The following is a 17,447-nucleotide window of genomic DNA, read 5'->3' as shown; positions in this document are numbered from 1 at the left end:
ACCATGCGCCGGCCCGTCAGAACCTCCGCGTGGGGGCGTCGGTGCCGTACGTCCCGTATCCGTTGCCGGATGAGTCCGCGGTGCTCACGCTCCATGAGATGGGCACGAGCGTCAGACCCGCATAGTCGAATTGGTCGAGCACCTGGATATGGCAGTCGGCGTTCGGCCCGCATACGCCGCTCCCGATGTCGGACGAGCCGAGCGCGAAGTAGGCGTGGCGCACGTTGCCGGCGTCGTCCTGCACCTGGAAGTTCACCTCGTAGAAGGTGTACGTGTTCGACGTGTTGTTGTGCACCGTCATGGGAATCGTGGTGTAGCCGCCGGCGCTGGCGCCGCGTTCCCCGATGCCGGTGACCGTGATCGCCGGACTCTCGCTGGCCTGCCCGGCCTTGTCGAACTCGTCGACGACCGCCTGGTAGGTGGCGGCGTCCTTGTCCGCCTGCTTGATGGCGTCGTTGGCCTTGCCGATGTCCCGGGTGCGGTTGACGACGTCCTCCTGCGATTCCTTCAGATCGCTTTGCGCCCAACGCAGGTCGCGGGCGCGCTGCGCGTACTGCGGTGTGCGTGTCACGTCCACCGACGCGACGCCCATGGCCATGCCGGTGTGCCCGACCCATCCGAGCAGCGCGACGACGGCCAACGTGGCCGCGATCTTCAGCAGTCCATGGAACCTGCCGGCTGCGCCTTCGAGCAGGCCGGAGACGATCATATGCCCGTCGCCGATCCGTCCATGCCGCTCGTCGTCCGGTGCGGTCGCGTCGGCCTGCTTCGGCGCGTCGTCCGGCGCGTCCTCGTCGTGCTTGTCGTCGTCCGTCATGGAATCACCTTCTTCGCCGCATCTCCGGTGAACGTGGCCTCGCTCTGCTTGCCGCCGTCCTGCGCGGTAGTCGCATAGTATTCGCCCAGCGTGAGCGTGGCCCCGGAATAGCCGGCGTCGTCGTATACGTCGGTGCATACCACGGTCCTGCCCGGATATACGCGCACGTAGGAGGCGGAGACGTAGACGTCGTCCTTGACCGTCGAGCCGTCGGCGCGCGTCACCGTCCCCTTGATGCCGACCGAGGTGAGGATGTGCCCCGACGTGTTGCGCACGGTGACGGTGACGTGGATCTCGTTGCCGCTCAGGTAGCGGCGGGGTTCGTTGGTGACGTCGAACGATTCCAGGGCGAGCGGCGCGTCGCCCACGGAGCCTTCCGGCACGTAGCCTTCCGCCTTGCGTTTGACGTCCGCGAGCGCCTTCTGCTTGTCGGACGCCTTGCGTCGCAGCTCGTCGCGTTCCTTCGTGAGCTTCGCCGTCTTCCGGTGGTTGTCCTTGACGTCGCGTCGCGTGGCCGCGATGCGGGAGTCCAGCCGGTGATAGGCTTCGCTGCCCGTCGGGTCGACGGTGAATCGGCCGTAGGCGTACGAACCGCCGAACACGGCGGCGACCGCCAGCAGGATGAGTGCGATGACCACCCACGGCCGTTTGTCGTCCTTCATACTGTCCACTGTAGTGACGTGAGGCGTGCTGCCGGCGCGATGTCACCCAAAGTTCATCTTCGCGCTCGTCCCGTCTTACAGGGAGACCATGGCGTCACAGCGTCACGCCGAGCTCGGCGAGCGCCTCCCTCGCCTGGAGGGCGTTCTCGAAGAGCACGCCGTGGATACCGACTTCGTCCGCTCCGACGACGTTCTTCGCGGTGTCGTCGAAGAACACGCAGCGTCCGGCTTCGAGGCCGAAACGGGAGAGCGCCAGCTCGTAGATGTCGGCGTTCGGCTTGTGCATCTTCTCCACGCCCGAGACGATGGTGCCTTGTAGCAGCTCCTTGAGGCGCGGGAACTTCTCGAAGGCGAGGTGGAACGTCTCGTGAGACCAGTTCGTCAGTCCCCATACGCCGTAGCCGTGGGCCTTCAGGTCCTCGAGCAGTTCGACCATGCCGGGCAGCGTGCGCGGCAGCGCGTCGCCGTAGTGCTCGATGTAGTAGCGGAAGATGCCGGCGATGTCCTCGCCCTGTTCGCGCACCACGTCAGGGTAGATGTCGTCGAAGTCCTCGCCGGCGTCCATACGGTCCTCGTAGCGGAAGAAGCCGTGCGGGTCGTCATCGGCGCAGATCGCGTCGACCACGTCGTCCGGGAAGCGCCCTTCGAGACATGCGCGGGTGTTCCAGTCGAGCAGCACGCCGCAGAAGTCGAAGATCACGTCGGTGATGGGGGAGTCGGCCATGGAAGCTCCTTCGGGTTGAACGTTGACGATTGTCGGTGATCGGGATTCCAATGACCAGTGTACGGATATGACGGAACCCCGTCCGCGGGAGCGTGGATTCCGTGGACGGGGTTCGTGATCCGGTGACCGGCCTGGCGGATGCCGGCCGCTCAGCCGATGAGGTCCGCGATCGCGTCGGGAATCGCGGCGATCACGTCCGAGGCGACGATCGGACGCCCCAAGGCGTCGAAACGGGACGGCCGGGAGGTCATGCCGAACAGTTCCGGAGGCTGCCATCCGCACTGTCCCGATTCGGAGGCGATGCCGGCCGCCACGCCGTGCAGGTAGGCGGCCGCGGCGGCCGTGTCGGCGACGAGCGCCGCGTCGTAGGCGAGGGCGTCGCCGTCCGCGGCGCCTTCGCCTACGCCAGCGTCGCTTGCGTCCGGTCCGGCGGATACGCCATCCAGGTCGTCGTCCATCTGTGCGAGCAGCGCGCCCGCGATGCCGGCGAGCACGTCGCCCGCCCCCGCAGTGGCCAGCCACGCCGGAGCGGCTCCGGAGACCATCGGATGCTCCCCGTCACCCACGACGATCGTGGCCGCGCCCTTGAGCAGTACGGTCGCGCCGGTGCGTTCGTGCGCCTCCGTCGCGTATCGGAACGGTTCGGTCTCGACTTGCGTGCGCGACACGCCCAGCAGCCGTGCCAGCTCGCCCGCATGCGGGGTGATGACGACCTGCGGCGGCACATGGTCCGGCATGAGGTCGAGCGCGCCCGCGTCGACGACGATTGGCGGCATCACGCGCGAACCGTCCTCGTCCGTCGAATAGTGGGCGAGCAGCGCCGCGATCGTCTGCCGTTGGATGTCCTTCAATTCCGGGTCGCCGTCGTTGTCCGGCACGCCGGATCCGACCGCCCACGACTGCACGTGCCCCTTGCCGATGACCGCCTCGGGCAGTGCGGCGAGCACCATGTCCTGCGCGCGCTCGGGGCCGAGGTAGCGCACCATCCCCGCGTTCGTGCGGGCCGCGGCGCGCGCCGTCAGCACCGCCGCGCCCGGGTAGCGGGCCGAACCCGTCGCCAGTCCCACGACGCCCCGCGAGTATTTCGCGTCCATCACCCGCGGCAGCCTCACCGCGGCGGCCGCAAGGTCGTGCGACATCGCCTCGGCCGCTGGTTCGACGCCGTCCAAGTCGAACCCGAAGTCGACGAGCGTGATGCGTCCACACGCGAACGTCGCCGGCGGCAGCACCGCGCACGGCTTCATCGCGCCGAACATCACCGTCTCGTCGGCCGGGATGTACGCGCCCGTCAACGCGCCGTCGTCCACGCCGACGCCGGAGGGCGTGTCCACCGCGAGCACGAGCGGAAGGTCGGCGTCGTCGGACGCGCGATCCGGCAGCGCGGGACGGTCGGGCAGCGGGGAGACGTCGCCGCGGTCCGGTCCTGCGGCCGGCATGCCCAACGATGCCGCGAGCGCCGCCGGCACGCCCCTCAGGTCGCCCGCCAATCCGATGCCGGTCATCGCGTCGATGACCAGATGCGAACGACGCGCCAGCCTCACCGCCGTCTCGAGCCGTTCGCCCGCCTCGCCCGGCGTGAACCCGGACGCGCAGCCCGGAATCTCCGCCGCCGGATCCAGGACCAGCACCTTGCCCCCGGCATGCACGAACGCGGCGAAGCCCGCGTCGTGCAGGGACCGTCCGGTCGCCACGGCCGTGACTGTCGCGCCCTCGTCGGCCAGGGCGGCCGCCGCGAACAGGCCATCGCCGCCGTTGTCGCCGGCGCCCGCGAGCAGCGTCACGGACGCATCTTCGATGTCGACGCCGGCGTCGTCGAGCATGCGCGCCGCCACATGCGCCGCCGCATTGGCCGCCATGCGCATCAGCGGCACGTCGTCATCGAGCAGCGGCCGCTCCATCTCGCGCACGTCGGCCGCGCGATAGGCGGCGTGCAGCAGCATCCCACGACGTTCCGAATCGTTCCTGACGTCCATGACGGCCTCCTTGAACTGGCGGCGGGCCCTCGAGACCCGCGTTCCGCGTACCAGTCTAGTCCGCGCGCCGTCGCCGTCACGGTTTTTCACGCCTCACGTTATAGTGGTCAATCGGCAAAACGGCGGACCCGGCAGCGCATGTGCACGGGGCCGTATGACGGAAACGACGACGACGGAAAGCGGCAGGTGAGGCATGGCGATCGATGCACAGGGTCTGGAGATTCAGATCGGCGCGCGCACGTTGCTCCATCCCACCGACTTCCACGTCGCCAAAGGCGACAAGATCGGCCTGGTCGGACGCAACGGCGCCGGCAAGACCACCCTTACGCGCGTGATCACCGGCGACATGCTGCCCACCGCCGGCAAGGTGCGCGTCTCCGGCAAACTCGGCTACCTGCCGCAGGACACGCACGCGGCCGACCCGGAGCAGACCGCGCTCGACCGCATGATGAGCGCGCGCGACATCGCCTCCATCATCAGCCGCATCCGCAAGGCCGAGAAGGAGATGACCGACCCGGACCCGGACGTCATGACGAAGGCCATGAACCGCTACGACAAGGCCATGCAGGACTTCGACAAGGCCGGCGGCTACGCCGCCCAGTCCGAGGCGATCACCATGGCCGCCTCGCTCGGGTTGCCGCAGGAGGTCATGGAGCAGACGCTCGGCACGCTCTCCGGCGGCCAGCGCAGGCGCATCGAACTGGCGCGCATTCTCTTCTCCGACGCCGACACGCTCATCCTCGACGAGCCCACCAACCATCTCGACGCCGACTCCATCGAATGGCTGCGCGGATATCTCAAGAAATACGAGGGCGGCTTCCTCGTCATCTCCCATTCCACCGAACTGCTCGACGAGGTCGTCAACAAGGTGTGGCACCTCGACGCCCAGCTCGGCCAGATCGACATGTACTCGCTCGGCTGGAAGGCGTACCTGCATCAGCGCGTCGTCGACGAGGAGCGCCGCCGCCGCGAGCGCGAGGTCGCCGAGAAGAAGGCCGAACGTCTCATGAAGCAGGGCATCCGTCTGCACGCGAAGGCCACGAAGGCCGTCGCCGCGCAGAACATGATGCGCCGCGCGGAGAAGCTCCTCGAGAACACGTCCGAGGCGCAGAAGGCGGAGAAGGTCGCCGACATCCGCTTCCCCGAACCCGCCCCCTGCGGCCGCACGCCGATCATGGCCAAGGACATCTCCAAGGCGTACGGTTCGAACATCGTGTTCGCCGGCGTCAACCTCGCCATCGACAAGGGGTCGCGCGTCGTCATCCTCGGCTACAACGGCGCCGGCAAGACCACCACGCTGCGCATCCTCGCGCACATCGAGCAGCCCGACACCGGTTCGGTCGACTACGGTCACGGCTGCAAGATCGGCTACTTCGCGCAGGAGCACGACACCCTCGACCTCGACGCCACCGTGCTCGAGAACCTCACGCACGTGGCCCCGGACCTCAACGACACGCAGGCCCGCTCCATCCTCGGCTCGTTCCTGTTCTCCGGCGACGACGCGCTGAAGCCCGCGCGCGTGCTCTCCGGCGGCGAGAAGACCAGGCTCGCGCTCGCCACGCTCGTCACCTCGCGCGCTAACGTGCTGCTGCTCGACGAGCCCACCAACAACCTCGACCCGGCCTCCCGCGAGGAGATCCTCAAGGCCATCGCCAAATACGAGGGCGCCATCGTGCTCGTCACCCACGACGAGGGCGCCGTCGAGGCGTTGAACCCTGAGCGCGTGCTGCTCATGCCGGACGGCGACGAGGACCTGTGGAACGACGGCTATCTCGAACTCGTCGCCGAGGAATGACGGGACTTCGGCCGCACCGGCCGCCGACGCGTCGGACGGGACGGCCGGCATCCCCGGCGGGAAGTGCGGCGGTCAATCGAAAAACCTGCTGACCGAGCCGTCCGCGGACGGCGACGAGACGTCACGGGCCCCGGGGCGACGACGCGTCAGCTGATCCTCCTCGAACGCCGAAAGCCGGCTGCCGCGACGCATGTACGCGAACACCTCCGCCTCCGAAGGCTCGGGCAGCCGCATCCACGCCGCGCCCCCGGCAAGCAGCGGATCGCGCGCGTCGATGCGTTCGCGCATCATCCGTATCGTGCCGGCGCCGCGCTGCAGGCCGTCCGGATCATGCAGACGCATGCGCTGCTCCACGCGGTCCAGATACGCGCGCTGCGCGCGCAGGTCCTCATACAGGTGGACCTCCTCGCACAACGCCGTGTACAGCTGCTCGCCCCGGCATTCGCGCTGCGCCCGTTCGAGGCTGGCGCGGCGCATCCGGGCGACGCGTTCCATATCGCGTTGGCGCACCACGCACGCCACCAGCGAGTCGAATACGGAGGGAAGCCTCGATTCGACGAGCGACTTGCTCGAATCCTTGCTGGACTTCCGGTGGGTGTAGTCCATGTCGCTGTCGACGACGAACCCCAGCACGCCGGACGCCACGAACGCGCGGGAACGTTCCGCCATCCACAACGGCACCGGTTCCGGATCCCCGGTGTTCCCGTCATCCGGGACGTCCCTGTTCATGCCGTCGGAGGTCTCGTCCTTCCCGTCGGCTCCCGGAGGAGCAAGGGACATCGAGGCCTCCGCAAGATGGAACGACGCCATCCGCCCGTTCCCCAGATCGACGAGGACATGCGGCCATGGCCAACGCCGTTTCCCCACCAGGTCCAGCAGCGTCTTCGACGGCGCCGGCACATCGAAGCCCCGGGACGTCGCCTCCCTGACGATGCCGCTGATGAGGTTCACCGCGCGCGGCGTCTGCCGCTCCGACACGTACCTCCGGTCCGTGTCCGCGACGAACCTCGATATCCACGGCTTCGCCAGCTGTTCGAAACGGCCGTCCGCGCCATGCCCGTCTCCGGTGCTCCGTACCTTCCCCATGCCCGGCTCCTCCTGTGGAGCCGGACGATCCGATGTCCTCGTCATGATGGACCTTCCATTCCTCATCCGGCACGATCGTCGTCGACCATGCCGCCCGTCGTCGAACCGGGACGACGTGTATCTCCACATGTACCCGGCCCGCGTCGTCAAGGCAACTACGGGACGGAGACGGTGGATGAATGTGGATAACCCGGTGGATGATTCCGGGTTTTCGACGGAAAAGGTATTGCCAAGCGCCGCCGCGGCCGTTACATTGGGTATGCCCGAACGCACGAACGGAGACTTCATTGAACGACCAGACGCCGATCGAACCCTCGTCCGCCACCACGTCCGCCACCTCGTCCGCAGCCGGCGGGCGGAAGGGCCTGCAGGTGCCCGACCTCATCTCCATCGGCGTGTTCAGCGCGCTGTACTTCGTGATGGTGTGCGTGGCCACCCTGATCAGCACCGTGGCCACCGCCGGATTCGCCTCGATCTTCCTGCCGGCGATCGCCGCGTTGATCGCCGGCCCCGTGTTCATGCTTTCCGCGGCCCGCGTCGGCAGGTTCGGCGGCATCACGGTGATGGGGTTGGTGATCGGCCTGTTCCTGTTCGTCTCCGGCCATTTCATCCTCTCGTTCGTCGCGAGCCTCGTGTTCCCCGTCGCCGCCGACCTCATCGCCCGGATCGGCGCCTACCGGAGCAGGCCGCTGCTGCTCGTCTCCTACGTGGTGTTCTCGTACGATCTGACCGGACCCATCCTCCCGCTGTGGTTCATGCGGGACGCGTACGTCGCCAGCCTCGAGGCGCGCGGCAAGGACGCCGCGTACATCGACGGCGTGTTCGCGCACATCACCATGGGAACGTTCGCGGCGTCGATGGCCGCCATCCTCGTGTGCGCCGTCATCGGCGGATGGTTCGGACAGCGCCTGTGCGCCAGGCATTTCGCCAAGGCCGGCATCGTCTGATGCCCGGTCGCGGTCCTCGTCCTCCCGCCGCGACGGACGCGGCGGCGCCCGGCTCCGCCGTACGCGGCCTCGACCCGCGCACGAAGCTGGCGTTGCTGCTGCTCGCCAATCTCATGATGTTCTTCCATGCGGCCCTCCTCACGCAGACCGTCATGGTGGTCCTGTTCCTCGTCCCGCCGCTCGCCGCGGGACGATGGCGCATGGCCGCCCGTTTCGCGTTCCTGTACGCCGTGACGGCCGCGCTCGGCGGGCTCGACCCCGACGCCCTGGGAATGCCGTGGCTGCATGCGCCCGCCGCGCTCGCCGTCGGCTGCGCGATGATGCTGCCGTGCCTCATCACCGGCGCCTACGCGTTCACGACCACGTCGGCCAGCGCGTTCGTATGCGCGATGCGGCGCATGCGCATGCCCGAGAGCGTGGTCGTGCCATGCATCGTGATCATCCGGTTCTTCCCGACCATCGGCGAGGACTATCGCGCCATCCGTGACGCGATGGCGCTGCGGGGTCTCGTGTCCGGCCGTCTCGCCATGCTGCGCCATCCTGTGCGCAGCCTCGAATACGTGATCGTGCCGCTGCTGATGAACGCCGCCCTCGTCGCCCAGGACCTGTCCGTCGCGGCGTTGACGAAGGGTCTGGGCCGCGACGGCGTCCACACGTCACGCACGACGATCCGCATGCGTGCGGCCGATTGGACGGTCATGCTCGCATGCGCCGCGCCGCTCGCGCTCGACATCGCCGGGGTGGTCGGATGACCGCCGCCGAATCCTTGCGTATGAAGGACGTCGTCTTCCGGTATGCGCGGACCGGGGGAACGGCGGTGGACGGCGTGTCCCTGACGGTCCATGCCGGCGAATGCGTCGTCCTGTGCGGGGCGAGCGGGTGCGGCAAGACCACGCTGATCCGTCTCGCCAACGGGCTGGCACCGGCGTTCTTCCGCGGCGACTTTTCCGGCGAGACCTCCGTGTGCGGCGTCGACGCCGCACACGGACCGATCGACCGGCTCACGCCGTTGGCGGGCAGCGTGTTCCAGAATCCGAAGACCCAGTACTTCAACGCGGATACGACCGACGAGCTCGCCTTTCCCTGCGAGAACATGGGCATGCCCGCCGAGGAGATCGACCGGCGTGTGGAGGACGTGGCACGCCGCTTCGGCGTGACCGGGCTGCTCGGCCGCAGCGTGTCCCGCCTGTCCGGCGGCCAGCGCCAGCGCGTCGCCGTCGCCGCCGCGACGGTGCTCGGTCCGCGTCTCGTCATCATGGACGAGCCGACCGGCAACCTCGACGCCGCCGCGATCGACGACATGCGTGCGGCGGTGTGGCGTCTGAAGGACGAGGGCGTCGCCGTGCTCGTCGCGGAGCACCGTCTCGCCTGGCTGAACGGCGTCGCCGACCGGTATCTGCTGTGCGACCGTGCCCGGATCGTACGCGAATACCGGTCCGACGAGTTCCTCTCCCTGCCGCCGGAGCGCATCGCGGCCATGGGGTTGCGCGCGCTCGACCTGGAACCGTATCGGCGCAGGGTGGCGGGATTGGTGACGCGGACGGCCGACGCCGCCGAGGACGACGCACATGGAACGGAGGATGACGGGACGGTGCTGCTGCGGACGCGCGGACTCGTCATCGGATACGACGCTCCGCGTCGACCTGCCCTCCCATGGGCGCGCCGCCGCGATGCGACGCATGGGGGATTCTCCCGCGCCATACCCGACATGACGCTGCGCCCCGGCGAGATCGTCGGGCTGATGGGGCGCAACGGGTGCGGCAAGACCACGCTCGTACGCACGCTGACCGGTCTGGCGCGTCCGATCTCCGGCCGCATCCTCCTGGACGGGAAGACCGCGCGCGCCCATGACCTTGCGCGCGTCGGATTCCTCGTCATGCAGGACGTCAACCATCAGCTGTTCGCCGACGGCGTGCGCGAGGAGCTCACGCTCGGCATGGACGAGGACGGTCCGACGGCGATGCGACGCGACCGGATGCTCGCCGACCTCGACCTCGCCGACGTGGCGGACAGGCATCCGATGAGTCTGTCCGGCGGTCAGAAGCAGCGCGTGGCCATCGGCGCCGCGCTCATGTGCGGCAAGCGGCTCGTCGTATTGGACGAGCCGACCAGCGGTCTTGACCGCAGTCACATGGAGCAGGTGGGCGTTCTGCTGCGTGACGTCGCACGACGCGGCGCCGCCGTGCTGGTCGTCACCCATGACGAGGAGCTCGCCGCCGGATGGTGCGACCGGGTGATGGATCTGTCCCGCTGACCGTCCGTCCGGTCGCCCATAGATTCCGCGACACGCCGTGGCGGCATGAAACCGTACACGATATGCCGGCCCGCGGGGGCGTGTGTTAGCTTCAAGGGGACAGGAGGCCGGACCGCGTCACGGCTTCGCGGAAAACGGCCGGACGGCAACGGGAGGTGCGCCATGGGCGATGCGCGACGGGAGATGGAACGGCTGCGGCCGGTCTACGAGACCGGCGTCCTCAGGCTGCTGCTGCGCCGCAACTCACGCCTGTACGTGGCGTTGCTGCGCGCCGCGTTCGATCCGCTCACCGGCGAGCTTCCCCGCGAGAGCGTGGAGGAGCGTTTCGCCCAGGGGCTCGCCTCCCTCGCCGACATCGGCGAATACACCCCGGACCCGGAACAGACATGGGGCGAGGCGGCCCACCGCGTACTCGTGGACCTGTCCCGTGAGGGCGACGGGGAATACGCGTGGCTCGCCAACTCGCATGACGTCGCATCGCACAGGTTCCTCTACCGCCTCACCGCGCGTGCGCACCGCGCCATCGAGGCGCTGGGACGGCTGGAGGACGAATCCCGCACCCTGTCCGGCGCGCAGGCCAACAGCATCATCATGGAGATCGAGCATGCCCGCATGCAGCTCACCGCCGATCCCGGCGAACGTGTGCGTCTGCTCAACCGCGAGATCAAGGAACGCAGGCACGAGATCAAGCGCATCCAGCAGGGGCAGCAGCGCGAGACGCTCGACGAATCGCAGGTGGAGGACGTCATCGCCGTCATCCACAACACGTTGCGCGGCGTGCCCATCGACCTGCGGGAACTCGTGCTCGCCGAACGCGACAACGGCGACGCGCTGCGGCGGCGCATGCAGGCCGGCGACATGAGCGTCGACGAGATACTGGGCGCCTACAACGCCGAATACCGCGCCGACTTCGGCGAATCCGACATCGGACGTCGATTCGAGGACGCCTTCCAGGTGATCATCACCGACGAAGGACGCCAACAGATCGACGACGCGATGCGCGACATCGCGAGAACCCCGTATCTGGCGGGGGAGTCCTCCGCACTGCTCGGGCAGGTGCGCGAGGAGCTCGCCCACATCTACGACGGCATCGAGGCGGTGCGCGCCCAGATGCGCATCTCCAACGAGGAGATCGGCAGACTCGTGCGCCAGCAGACCGACACCCGGTACCGGTCCATGCTCGCACGGCTCAACCGCCTATACACGGCCCTCAACGACGACGCGAAGGCGCATCCGGGCTGCGAGGACAGGCCCTACGGCACGGACGTCGCCGGAGTCAAACTCCCGCCGCTGCCCACGCGGCCGGCCCGGTCGATGACCCGCACGCCGGCCGCGGGACTGGACGGGGGCGATGGCGACGTGACGGCGCCGCGCATCGACCTCAAGGCCCTGGTCGACCATGGCGGTCCGCGTCTGCGCCGCATGATGACGCTCATCCGGCGCAATCCGGTGATGGACGGGGACGGCATCGACGTCGCCGCCAGCTTCAACCGGCTGCCGCAGACCGACAGGCGGGAAAGCGAGCTCGTCGGATTCCTCGGCGCGATCGGTGGGCAGGGAAGCGGCGACGCCATCTGGCATTGCGTGACGATCGACGGCGGGCCGCGCGACTGGCGTACGCGGCCGCTGACCGCCAGCATGGACGAATTGGACGCCATCATGGAGGAAGGATGACCATGGACGAGGAGACCAACCCCTACGCCCTGTTCGAAGGGGACCGCGGCGACATGAGCGCGGACGCGCGACGGGCCGCCATCGCGCTCAAGCGCGAGCGGTACATCGAAGGCGAACTGTACGACCTCGTCGACGAGAACAGGGACGCCGTCATCCGTTCGCTCAACAACGACATGCTCGCCCTCGTCGATGACGAACGCCACCGCATCATGTACGCGACGCCCGTCACCGGACCGGACGTCACGCTGCGCTCGCTCAAGACGCGCACCAGCCTCAGGCGGGAGGAGGCCGCCCTGCTCGCGTTCCTACGCATCCGCGTGCTCGAATACGAGAACATGAGGGTGTCCGAAGACCAGTGGATCGCGGGATTCGACGAGATCCGCGCAGCGCTCGCCGGCGGAGCCGGATACCTCGCCTCGAGCAACGACGAGGAAGGCGTGCTCAGGCAAGTGGGCGCGCTCGTCAATACGATGGTCACCTACGGCTATCTGGCCGCCACCGCCGACGCGGCCATGTACCGGATCACGCCGCTCGTCCCCGTCGTGCTCGACCGTGGTCTGGCGGACGCATGGCTCGGCGTGGCCGCCGGGAACGACGACGTTGACGAAGGCTCCGACACCGCTCTGCCCGGCGCCGATGAGGGTGGAGCCGACGGGATGGATGCCGATACGGAAGAGGAGGAGTGACGATGGCCGCCAGGGAACTGCAGATGATCGCCGACCGGTGGATGCTGGAAAGCCGCCGCCTCGTCAACTGGGGCTCGTATCAGGGCTATCACGAGTTCAGACCGTCGACCGACCCCGAACTGCCCGTGACGCTGCTCGCCGGAGCCAGCGAATCCGGCAAATCCACGCTCGTCGACGCGCAGATTTCGCTGCTGTACCCGACGGGCACCCCGTTCAACAAGGCATCGAACTCCGGCCGGTCCGAACGCAGCGACTACACGTATCTGCGTGGCATGACCGGCGTGGGCAGCACCGCGGACGGCGATGAGCCGATCTATCTGCGCGGCCGCGACGCCGACGGGGCGCCGCAGGCCATCTGGGGTGCCATCGTGGACACCTACGTGAACGCCACCAGCGGACAGACGCTGTCCTGCGCCAAGTTCCTGTACCTGACGGCGGGCGACGGCCGCGGCGACGTGCGACGGCAATACGCGGCATGGGGCAGGGCGATCGACCCGCGGCTCATGGACGCCTATCGCGACCATCCGTTCACGCCCACCCAACTGAAGGACACGTACCCGGGGTGCGAGACCTTCACCAGCGCCGACGCGTTCCATGAGCACATCTGGAACATGATGGGACTCAGCGAGGAGGCGTGCAGGCTCCTGCACAAGATCCAATCGGCCGACGCCCCGTCAAGACTCGACGACATCTTCAAACAGGGTGTGCTCGGCGTGCCGGAAGCCCTGGACCTCGCGCGGGACACCGTCGCCGACTACGAGCGCTACGAGGCGAACTTCAACGAAATCGAGGAGAAGGCGAGACGCGTGGCGACGCTCGCCGGCATCCGGGACTCCTACGACGCCTATGCGGCCGCGCGCCTGCGGGTGCGGGAGCTCGACCCCATCGACCCCGGGAGGGAACAGGGGGCGGCGGCCATACGGTGCTGGGCGATGGTCCGCATGACGGCAGAAGTCGCCGAACGCCTGCCCGTCGACGAACGGGAACATCGCGAGCATCAGGCCGCCGCCGAAGCCGCCTTCCGCGACAGCGAGAAGATCCGCGCCGGCATCGAGGCCATCCGGGACCGCATCAGGGGATTGGACGGCGGCAATCTCGCGCGGCTGGAGACGGAACTCGACCAGGCCCGGCGTGCGCTCGCCGACGTGAGAACGAACCGCGGACGCATCGAAGAGGGGTTCGTGGCGATCGACGAGACGATGCCCGGTGACGAACATGCGTGGACGGAACGGCGCATCGCCGCGGTGGACTTCACTCGCCTCTACGACCGGCGCGCACAGGAGCTGGACGAGGAGCGCGACCAGGCGGTCGCGGCCTGCTCCGAGGCGAACGGGGAACTGCGTCGCCTCGAACGTGACTACGAACGTCAGAAGGCGCAGCGCACCCGCATCACCCAGCAGATGGACGAGACCCGCGCCATGCTGTGCCGGGCCACCGGACTGGGCGCCGACGAGCTGCCGTACGTCGCCGAGCTCATGGACGTGCGCGAGGATGAGGAACGATGGCGTCTCGCCATGAACGTCACCTACGGCGCCATCGCGCAGACCATCCTCGTCGACAAACGGCATGAACGGGGCTTCGCCGCCAAGGTCAGCGCCATCGACCCCCATGCGATGGCGCGGCGGACCTGGCAGTTCGTCGACACCTCGGCGGAGGCCGGCGCGGGCGACGGGACGCGGGCGTCGGAGAAGAACGGACCCTGGATGTCCTCCAAGCTGCGGTATCGCGACGATTCGCCGTTCGCCGGCTGGCTGCGCGAACAGACCGCATCCGAACGGTTCGACGCCGTATGCGTCGACGCCATCGACGACACCGACCGTGATCGGCGGCAGGTGCAGGCCGACGGACAGATCAAAAGCGGCCGGCGCGGACAACATGGCGTCAAGGACCGGCGCGAAGTCATTGGATACGTCAACGAGTCCTACCTCGAAGCGTTGGAGCGCGGCATCGCCGAAGCCAGAGAGCGCGCGGCGCAGGCCGGACACGACTACGCGGACGCGAAGCGGCGCTCCGAGACGCTGCGCAGCGGGCTCGAACTCGCCAAGCAGCTCGCCTACACCTCATGGGAGAACGTCGACGTCGAATCCGCTTCGGCCAAGGTGAGCGAGCTCGAATCATCCATCGAGGCGATCCGGAACAACCCTGAGCTCGCCGAACTCGTGCGGCGCAGGGAGACGATGGAGCAGGAGCTCGAGCGCAGCGAGCAGCATCGGTTCAACGAAAAGCAGCAGGCCGACTCCGCCTCCGCGGCATGCGAGGCCGCCCGTCGGTGGCTGGACGACAACCGGGATGCGATGGCGGGGGAGCGTGGCGCCGGCCAGGATGCCGACCCCATGCCGGACGACGAAACGGGCGCGGTGCTCGACCACGCCTACGGGAACGCGTTCTCCGGGGTCCCGGACGCGCTGCGCGCCCACATGATCATCGGGGCCGGCGGCGGCCCGGCCGTGGGCACGCCGTTCCCGGAACGTCTCATCGCCGGGATGCGTGACGATGTGGCCTCCCACATCGGGATGCTGGTCGAGCGGTCTCGCGCCGCGAAGGACGTGGTCGAGACGAGGATGGAATCGTACAAGGCCATGTACGCCGCGGACGACGACGCGCTGTCCGCCACCGTGGACGACTACCGGTACTATCTCGACGAACTGGACGGTCTCTCCCGTCTGACCGCGGGATCCGCGACCGACGCCGAGTACCGGCGTTGCCTGGAGCAGCTGCTCATGAGTCTGCTGACCATCAAACGCGCCATCGACACCGACGAGGCCGACATCCGCGACCAGCTCGACCGCATCAACGCCATGCTCGACGGGCAACGGTTCGGTCCCAAGCATGGCAGTCTGTCGTTGCATGCGGACGTACGCAGGCCCGACCGTGTCTTCGCCGCGCAGCTCATGCGGGCGATCGGGACGCTCAACGACTGGAAGTCGTCGGGAGACGGCGACACGGCGGCCATGCGCAAGGTGTTCGCCTCGTGCGGCGGCGTTATCGGCCTGCTGCGGGCCCAGCTCGCACAGGTGAGGGACGCGAACGGCGTGAGAAGCTATGGCGCGCGCGACCTCGATCCCCGGTGCCGCTCGGCCTTCTACGCGATCGTGCACCATGAGAACGGGCCCGACGAGCGCATCACCTCCACCGGAGGAAGGTCAGGCGGCGCCCTCCAGGAACTCACCTCCTTCGTCTACGGCGCCGCGCTCATCTACCTGCTCGGCGGCGGCATGGAGAACCGGCTCAAGCCGAGCTATACGACGCTGTTCCTCGACGAGGCTCTCATCAAGGCGGACGGCCGCTACACCCAGCGCGCCCTCACCGTGCTGCCGCGCCTCGGCTTCCAGGTGATCGTCTCCGCGCCGGAAAGCAAGACCGGCGAGATCCTCGAGGTGTCCACCAAGGCGTACGTCACCTACAAGGACCCGGACACCGGCCTCACCTCCCTGCGTGAGGCCGTGCTCGAAGGCTTCGGAACACAGGATCCAGACCATGGGGCCCGTGGACAGGAACCGTCGGCGGATGAGGAGGAGGCGCGGTCATGAGCCGTATGAAAAGCGTGGAGGACATCGCCGCCGAGGTGAGGCGGGTGATGCGGTCCCGTATGTATCTTCCTGATGCGGTGTGGCCGTTGGCGGTGAAGGTGGGATTGCCCGGCAAGGACGAACTGGAATCCGACATCGTCAAGGTGCATGACAACAACAACGCGATCAGAAGATGGGCGGATGGCCATGGATGCGGCTTGGAATATGTGACGCGACGGATGGGAACTCCGGTGCGGCTCGTATCCAAAGTGCTGATCGAGGACGAAGCCACCGCGTTGCGGGTCATCGGCCGTCGGGACGCGGCCGAGTACCGCAAGATGCGGGAACGGGCCGGTCGGTTATGTGACCGTCTGGGTGTGGAACCGATGTTGGCGATGAAGGCGGTCCGTAAGACCCATGACCAATCGGATGTCGATTTCGAGCTGCTGATACGTGCCTCTGAGTTTTTCCTGCGTTATGACGTCGCCGGTAGGAGGCCAAGGGCCGTGCCGCTCGCCGGGTTCAGCGCGAAATGGCTGGACCAGTCGCATAAGGTACGTCGGCGAGCCATCGAACTGTTATGCGGTCTGGACGATCTCGGGCTTGATGAACGTCCTCGCGAATGTCGTTTCAGATACCTGGATCCGGCGTTGCACCGGTCTCCCGATATGGTTGCCGTCCAGCCTTGGAATGCAGGACCGTCATGCGGCATCCGATACGTCGTCATCTGTGAGAACAAGGACACCTATCAGACCATGCCGCCCATCGACGGGGGGTTATGCGTGTTCGGACAGGGGTTTGCGGCGTCGGATTCACTGCCGTTGCTGCCGTGGCTGTTCGACGATGCGGGACAGGACATCCACGTGGCGTACTGGGGAGACCTGGATGCTTCCGGCTTCGAGATTCTGTCCAAAGTCAGGGAGGCCGGTGTCTCCTGCGAGTCCGTATGCATGGACAGGGAGACGTACGAGGCGCATAGGGAATTCGGAACCGAATTCACGAAAGACGGCAAGGATATCCGCACGCAGGTCCCGCAGATGCTTCCGGGGCTGACGGATGAGGAACGGAATCTGTACGAATCCCTGTGCACGGGGGAAGGTGTCGATTGTCTCCGCATCGAGCAGGAGCGAATCACGATGGAGTATGCCGCGTCACGCTTGACGAGCATGGGTTTTCCTGTGAGACACCAAGGAATCGATGACGTGTGGCCGGTTAGACCGGTGCCGCAAGCCGCCGGTGGGACACGGGACATGCACATGGGCGATTGATGAAGGGATGCGCCGACCGCCTCGGACGTGCCGTGAGGTATCAGACTTCCCT

General features: G+C 67.7%; 13 protein-coding genes. 8 read left to right on the top strand and 5 right to left on the bottom strand.

What is annotated here, in order from left to right; genetic code table 11:
• Positions 1-16 precede the first annotated feature (16 nt).
• The 4 genes from JS531_RS03035 to JS531_RS03020 form a co-directional block, all read right to left on the bottom strand.
• Positions 17-817, bottom strand: coding sequence for a hypothetical protein (locus JS531_RS03035; protein WP_214312488.1), 801 nt, complete (start codon positions 815-817; stop codon positions 17-19).
• Complete coding sequence (locus JS531_RS03030; protein ID WP_214312486.1) at positions 814-1,479, bottom strand: hypothetical protein; 666 nt, start codon at positions 1,477-1,479, stop codon at positions 814-816. Before JS531_RS03030 ends, JS531_RS03035 begins: the two co-directional genes overlap by 4 nt.
• Positions 1,480-1,573: 94 nt before the next feature.
• Positions 1,574-2,203, bottom strand: coding sequence for an HAD family phosphatase (locus JS531_RS03025; RefSeq protein WP_214312484.1), 630 nt, complete (start codon positions 2,201-2,203; stop codon positions 1,574-1,576).
• A 149-nt stretch (positions 2,204-2,352) separates the two neighbouring features.
• Positions 2,353-4,176 (bottom strand): bifunctional ADP-dependent NAD(P)H-hydrate dehydratase/NAD(P)H-hydrate epimerase, encoded by a 1,824-nt coding sequence (locus JS531_RS03020; RefSeq protein WP_214312482.1) that lies wholly within the window; start codon positions 4,174-4,176, stop codon positions 2,353-2,355.
• Positions 4,177-4,369: 193 nt separating this feature from the next.
• Here JS531_RS03020 and JS531_RS03015 point away from each other — a divergent pair, with 193 nt between their 5' ends.
• The gene (locus JS531_RS03015; RefSeq protein ID WP_214312475.1) at positions 4,370-5,971 is read left to right on the top strand and encodes an ABC-F family ATP-binding cassette domain-containing protein; all 1,602 of its coding nucleotides are present in this window, start codon (positions 4,370-4,372) and stop codon (positions 5,969-5,971) included.
• A gap of 72 nt (positions 5,972-6,043) precedes the next feature.
• Here the strand turns inward: JS531_RS03015 and JS531_RS03010 are convergent, their stop codons facing one another.
• Positions 6,044-7,057, bottom strand: coding sequence for a hypothetical protein (locus JS531_RS03010; protein WP_214312473.1), 1,014 nt, complete (start codon positions 7,055-7,057; stop codon positions 6,044-6,046).
• Positions 7,058-7,362: 305 nt separating this feature from the next.
• On the opposite strand from JS531_RS03010, the gene JS531_RS03005 reads away from it, so the two are divergent.
• From JS531_RS03005 to JS531_RS02975, 7 genes are all read left to right on the top strand, one after another.
• Positions 7,363-8,004, top strand: a complete 642-nt coding sequence (locus tag JS531_RS03005) for an MptD family putative ECF transporter S component (protein WP_346427754.1) — start codon at positions 7,363-7,365, stop codon at positions 8,002-8,004.
• A complete protein-coding gene (locus tag JS531_RS03000; RefSeq protein WP_214312458.1) occupies positions 8,004-8,756 on the top strand; it encodes an energy-coupling factor transporter transmembrane component T in 753 nt (250 codons plus the stop codon). The genes JS531_RS03005 and JS531_RS03000 overlap by 1 nt, the downstream gene beginning before the upstream one ends.
• Before the next feature lie 20 nt (positions 8,757-8,776).
• Positions 8,777-10,258 carry an energy-coupling factor ABC transporter ATP-binding protein gene (locus tag JS531_RS02995; protein ID WP_240542005.1) on the top strand — a complete coding sequence of 494 codons (1,482 nt, stop codon included), beginning with the start codon at positions 8,777-8,779 and terminating at the stop codon, positions 10,256-10,258.
• 162 nt (positions 10,259-10,420) lie between these two features.
• Positions 10,421-11,932, top strand: a complete 1,512-nt coding sequence (locus tag JS531_RS02990) for a DUF3375 family protein (RefSeq protein ID WP_214312454.1) — start codon at positions 10,421-10,423, stop codon at positions 11,930-11,932.
• Positions 11,929-12,618 carry a DUF4194 domain-containing protein gene (locus JS531_RS02985; protein WP_214312452.1) on the top strand — a complete coding sequence of 230 codons (690 nt, stop codon included), beginning with the start codon at positions 11,929-11,931 and terminating at the stop codon, positions 12,616-12,618. Before JS531_RS02990 ends, JS531_RS02985 begins: the two co-directional genes overlap by 4 nt.
• A gap of 2 nt (positions 12,619-12,620) precedes the next feature.
• Positions 12,621-16,148, top strand: a complete 3,528-nt coding sequence (locus tag JS531_RS02980) for an ATP-binding protein (RefSeq protein ID WP_214312450.1) — start codon at positions 12,621-12,623, stop codon at positions 16,146-16,148.
• Positions 16,145-17,395: a DUF3322 and DUF2220 domain-containing protein gene (locus JS531_RS02975; RefSeq protein ID WP_214312448.1), complete on the top strand. Its 1,251-nt coding sequence runs from the start codon at positions 16,145-16,147 to the stop codon at positions 17,393-17,395. Before JS531_RS02980 ends, JS531_RS02975 begins: the two co-directional genes overlap by 4 nt.
• Positions 17,396-17,447: the final 52 nt, after the last annotated feature.

It is taken from the genome of Bifidobacterium sp. CP2, assembly GCF_018555635.1.
Taxonomy (GTDB): domain Bacteria; phylum Actinomycetota; class Actinomycetes; order Actinomycetales; family Bifidobacteriaceae; genus Bifidobacterium; species Bifidobacterium saguinibicoloris.
The sequence above is the reverse complement of the archived record's forward strand: the minus strand, read 5'-3'. Positions and strand labels throughout refer to the sequence as shown.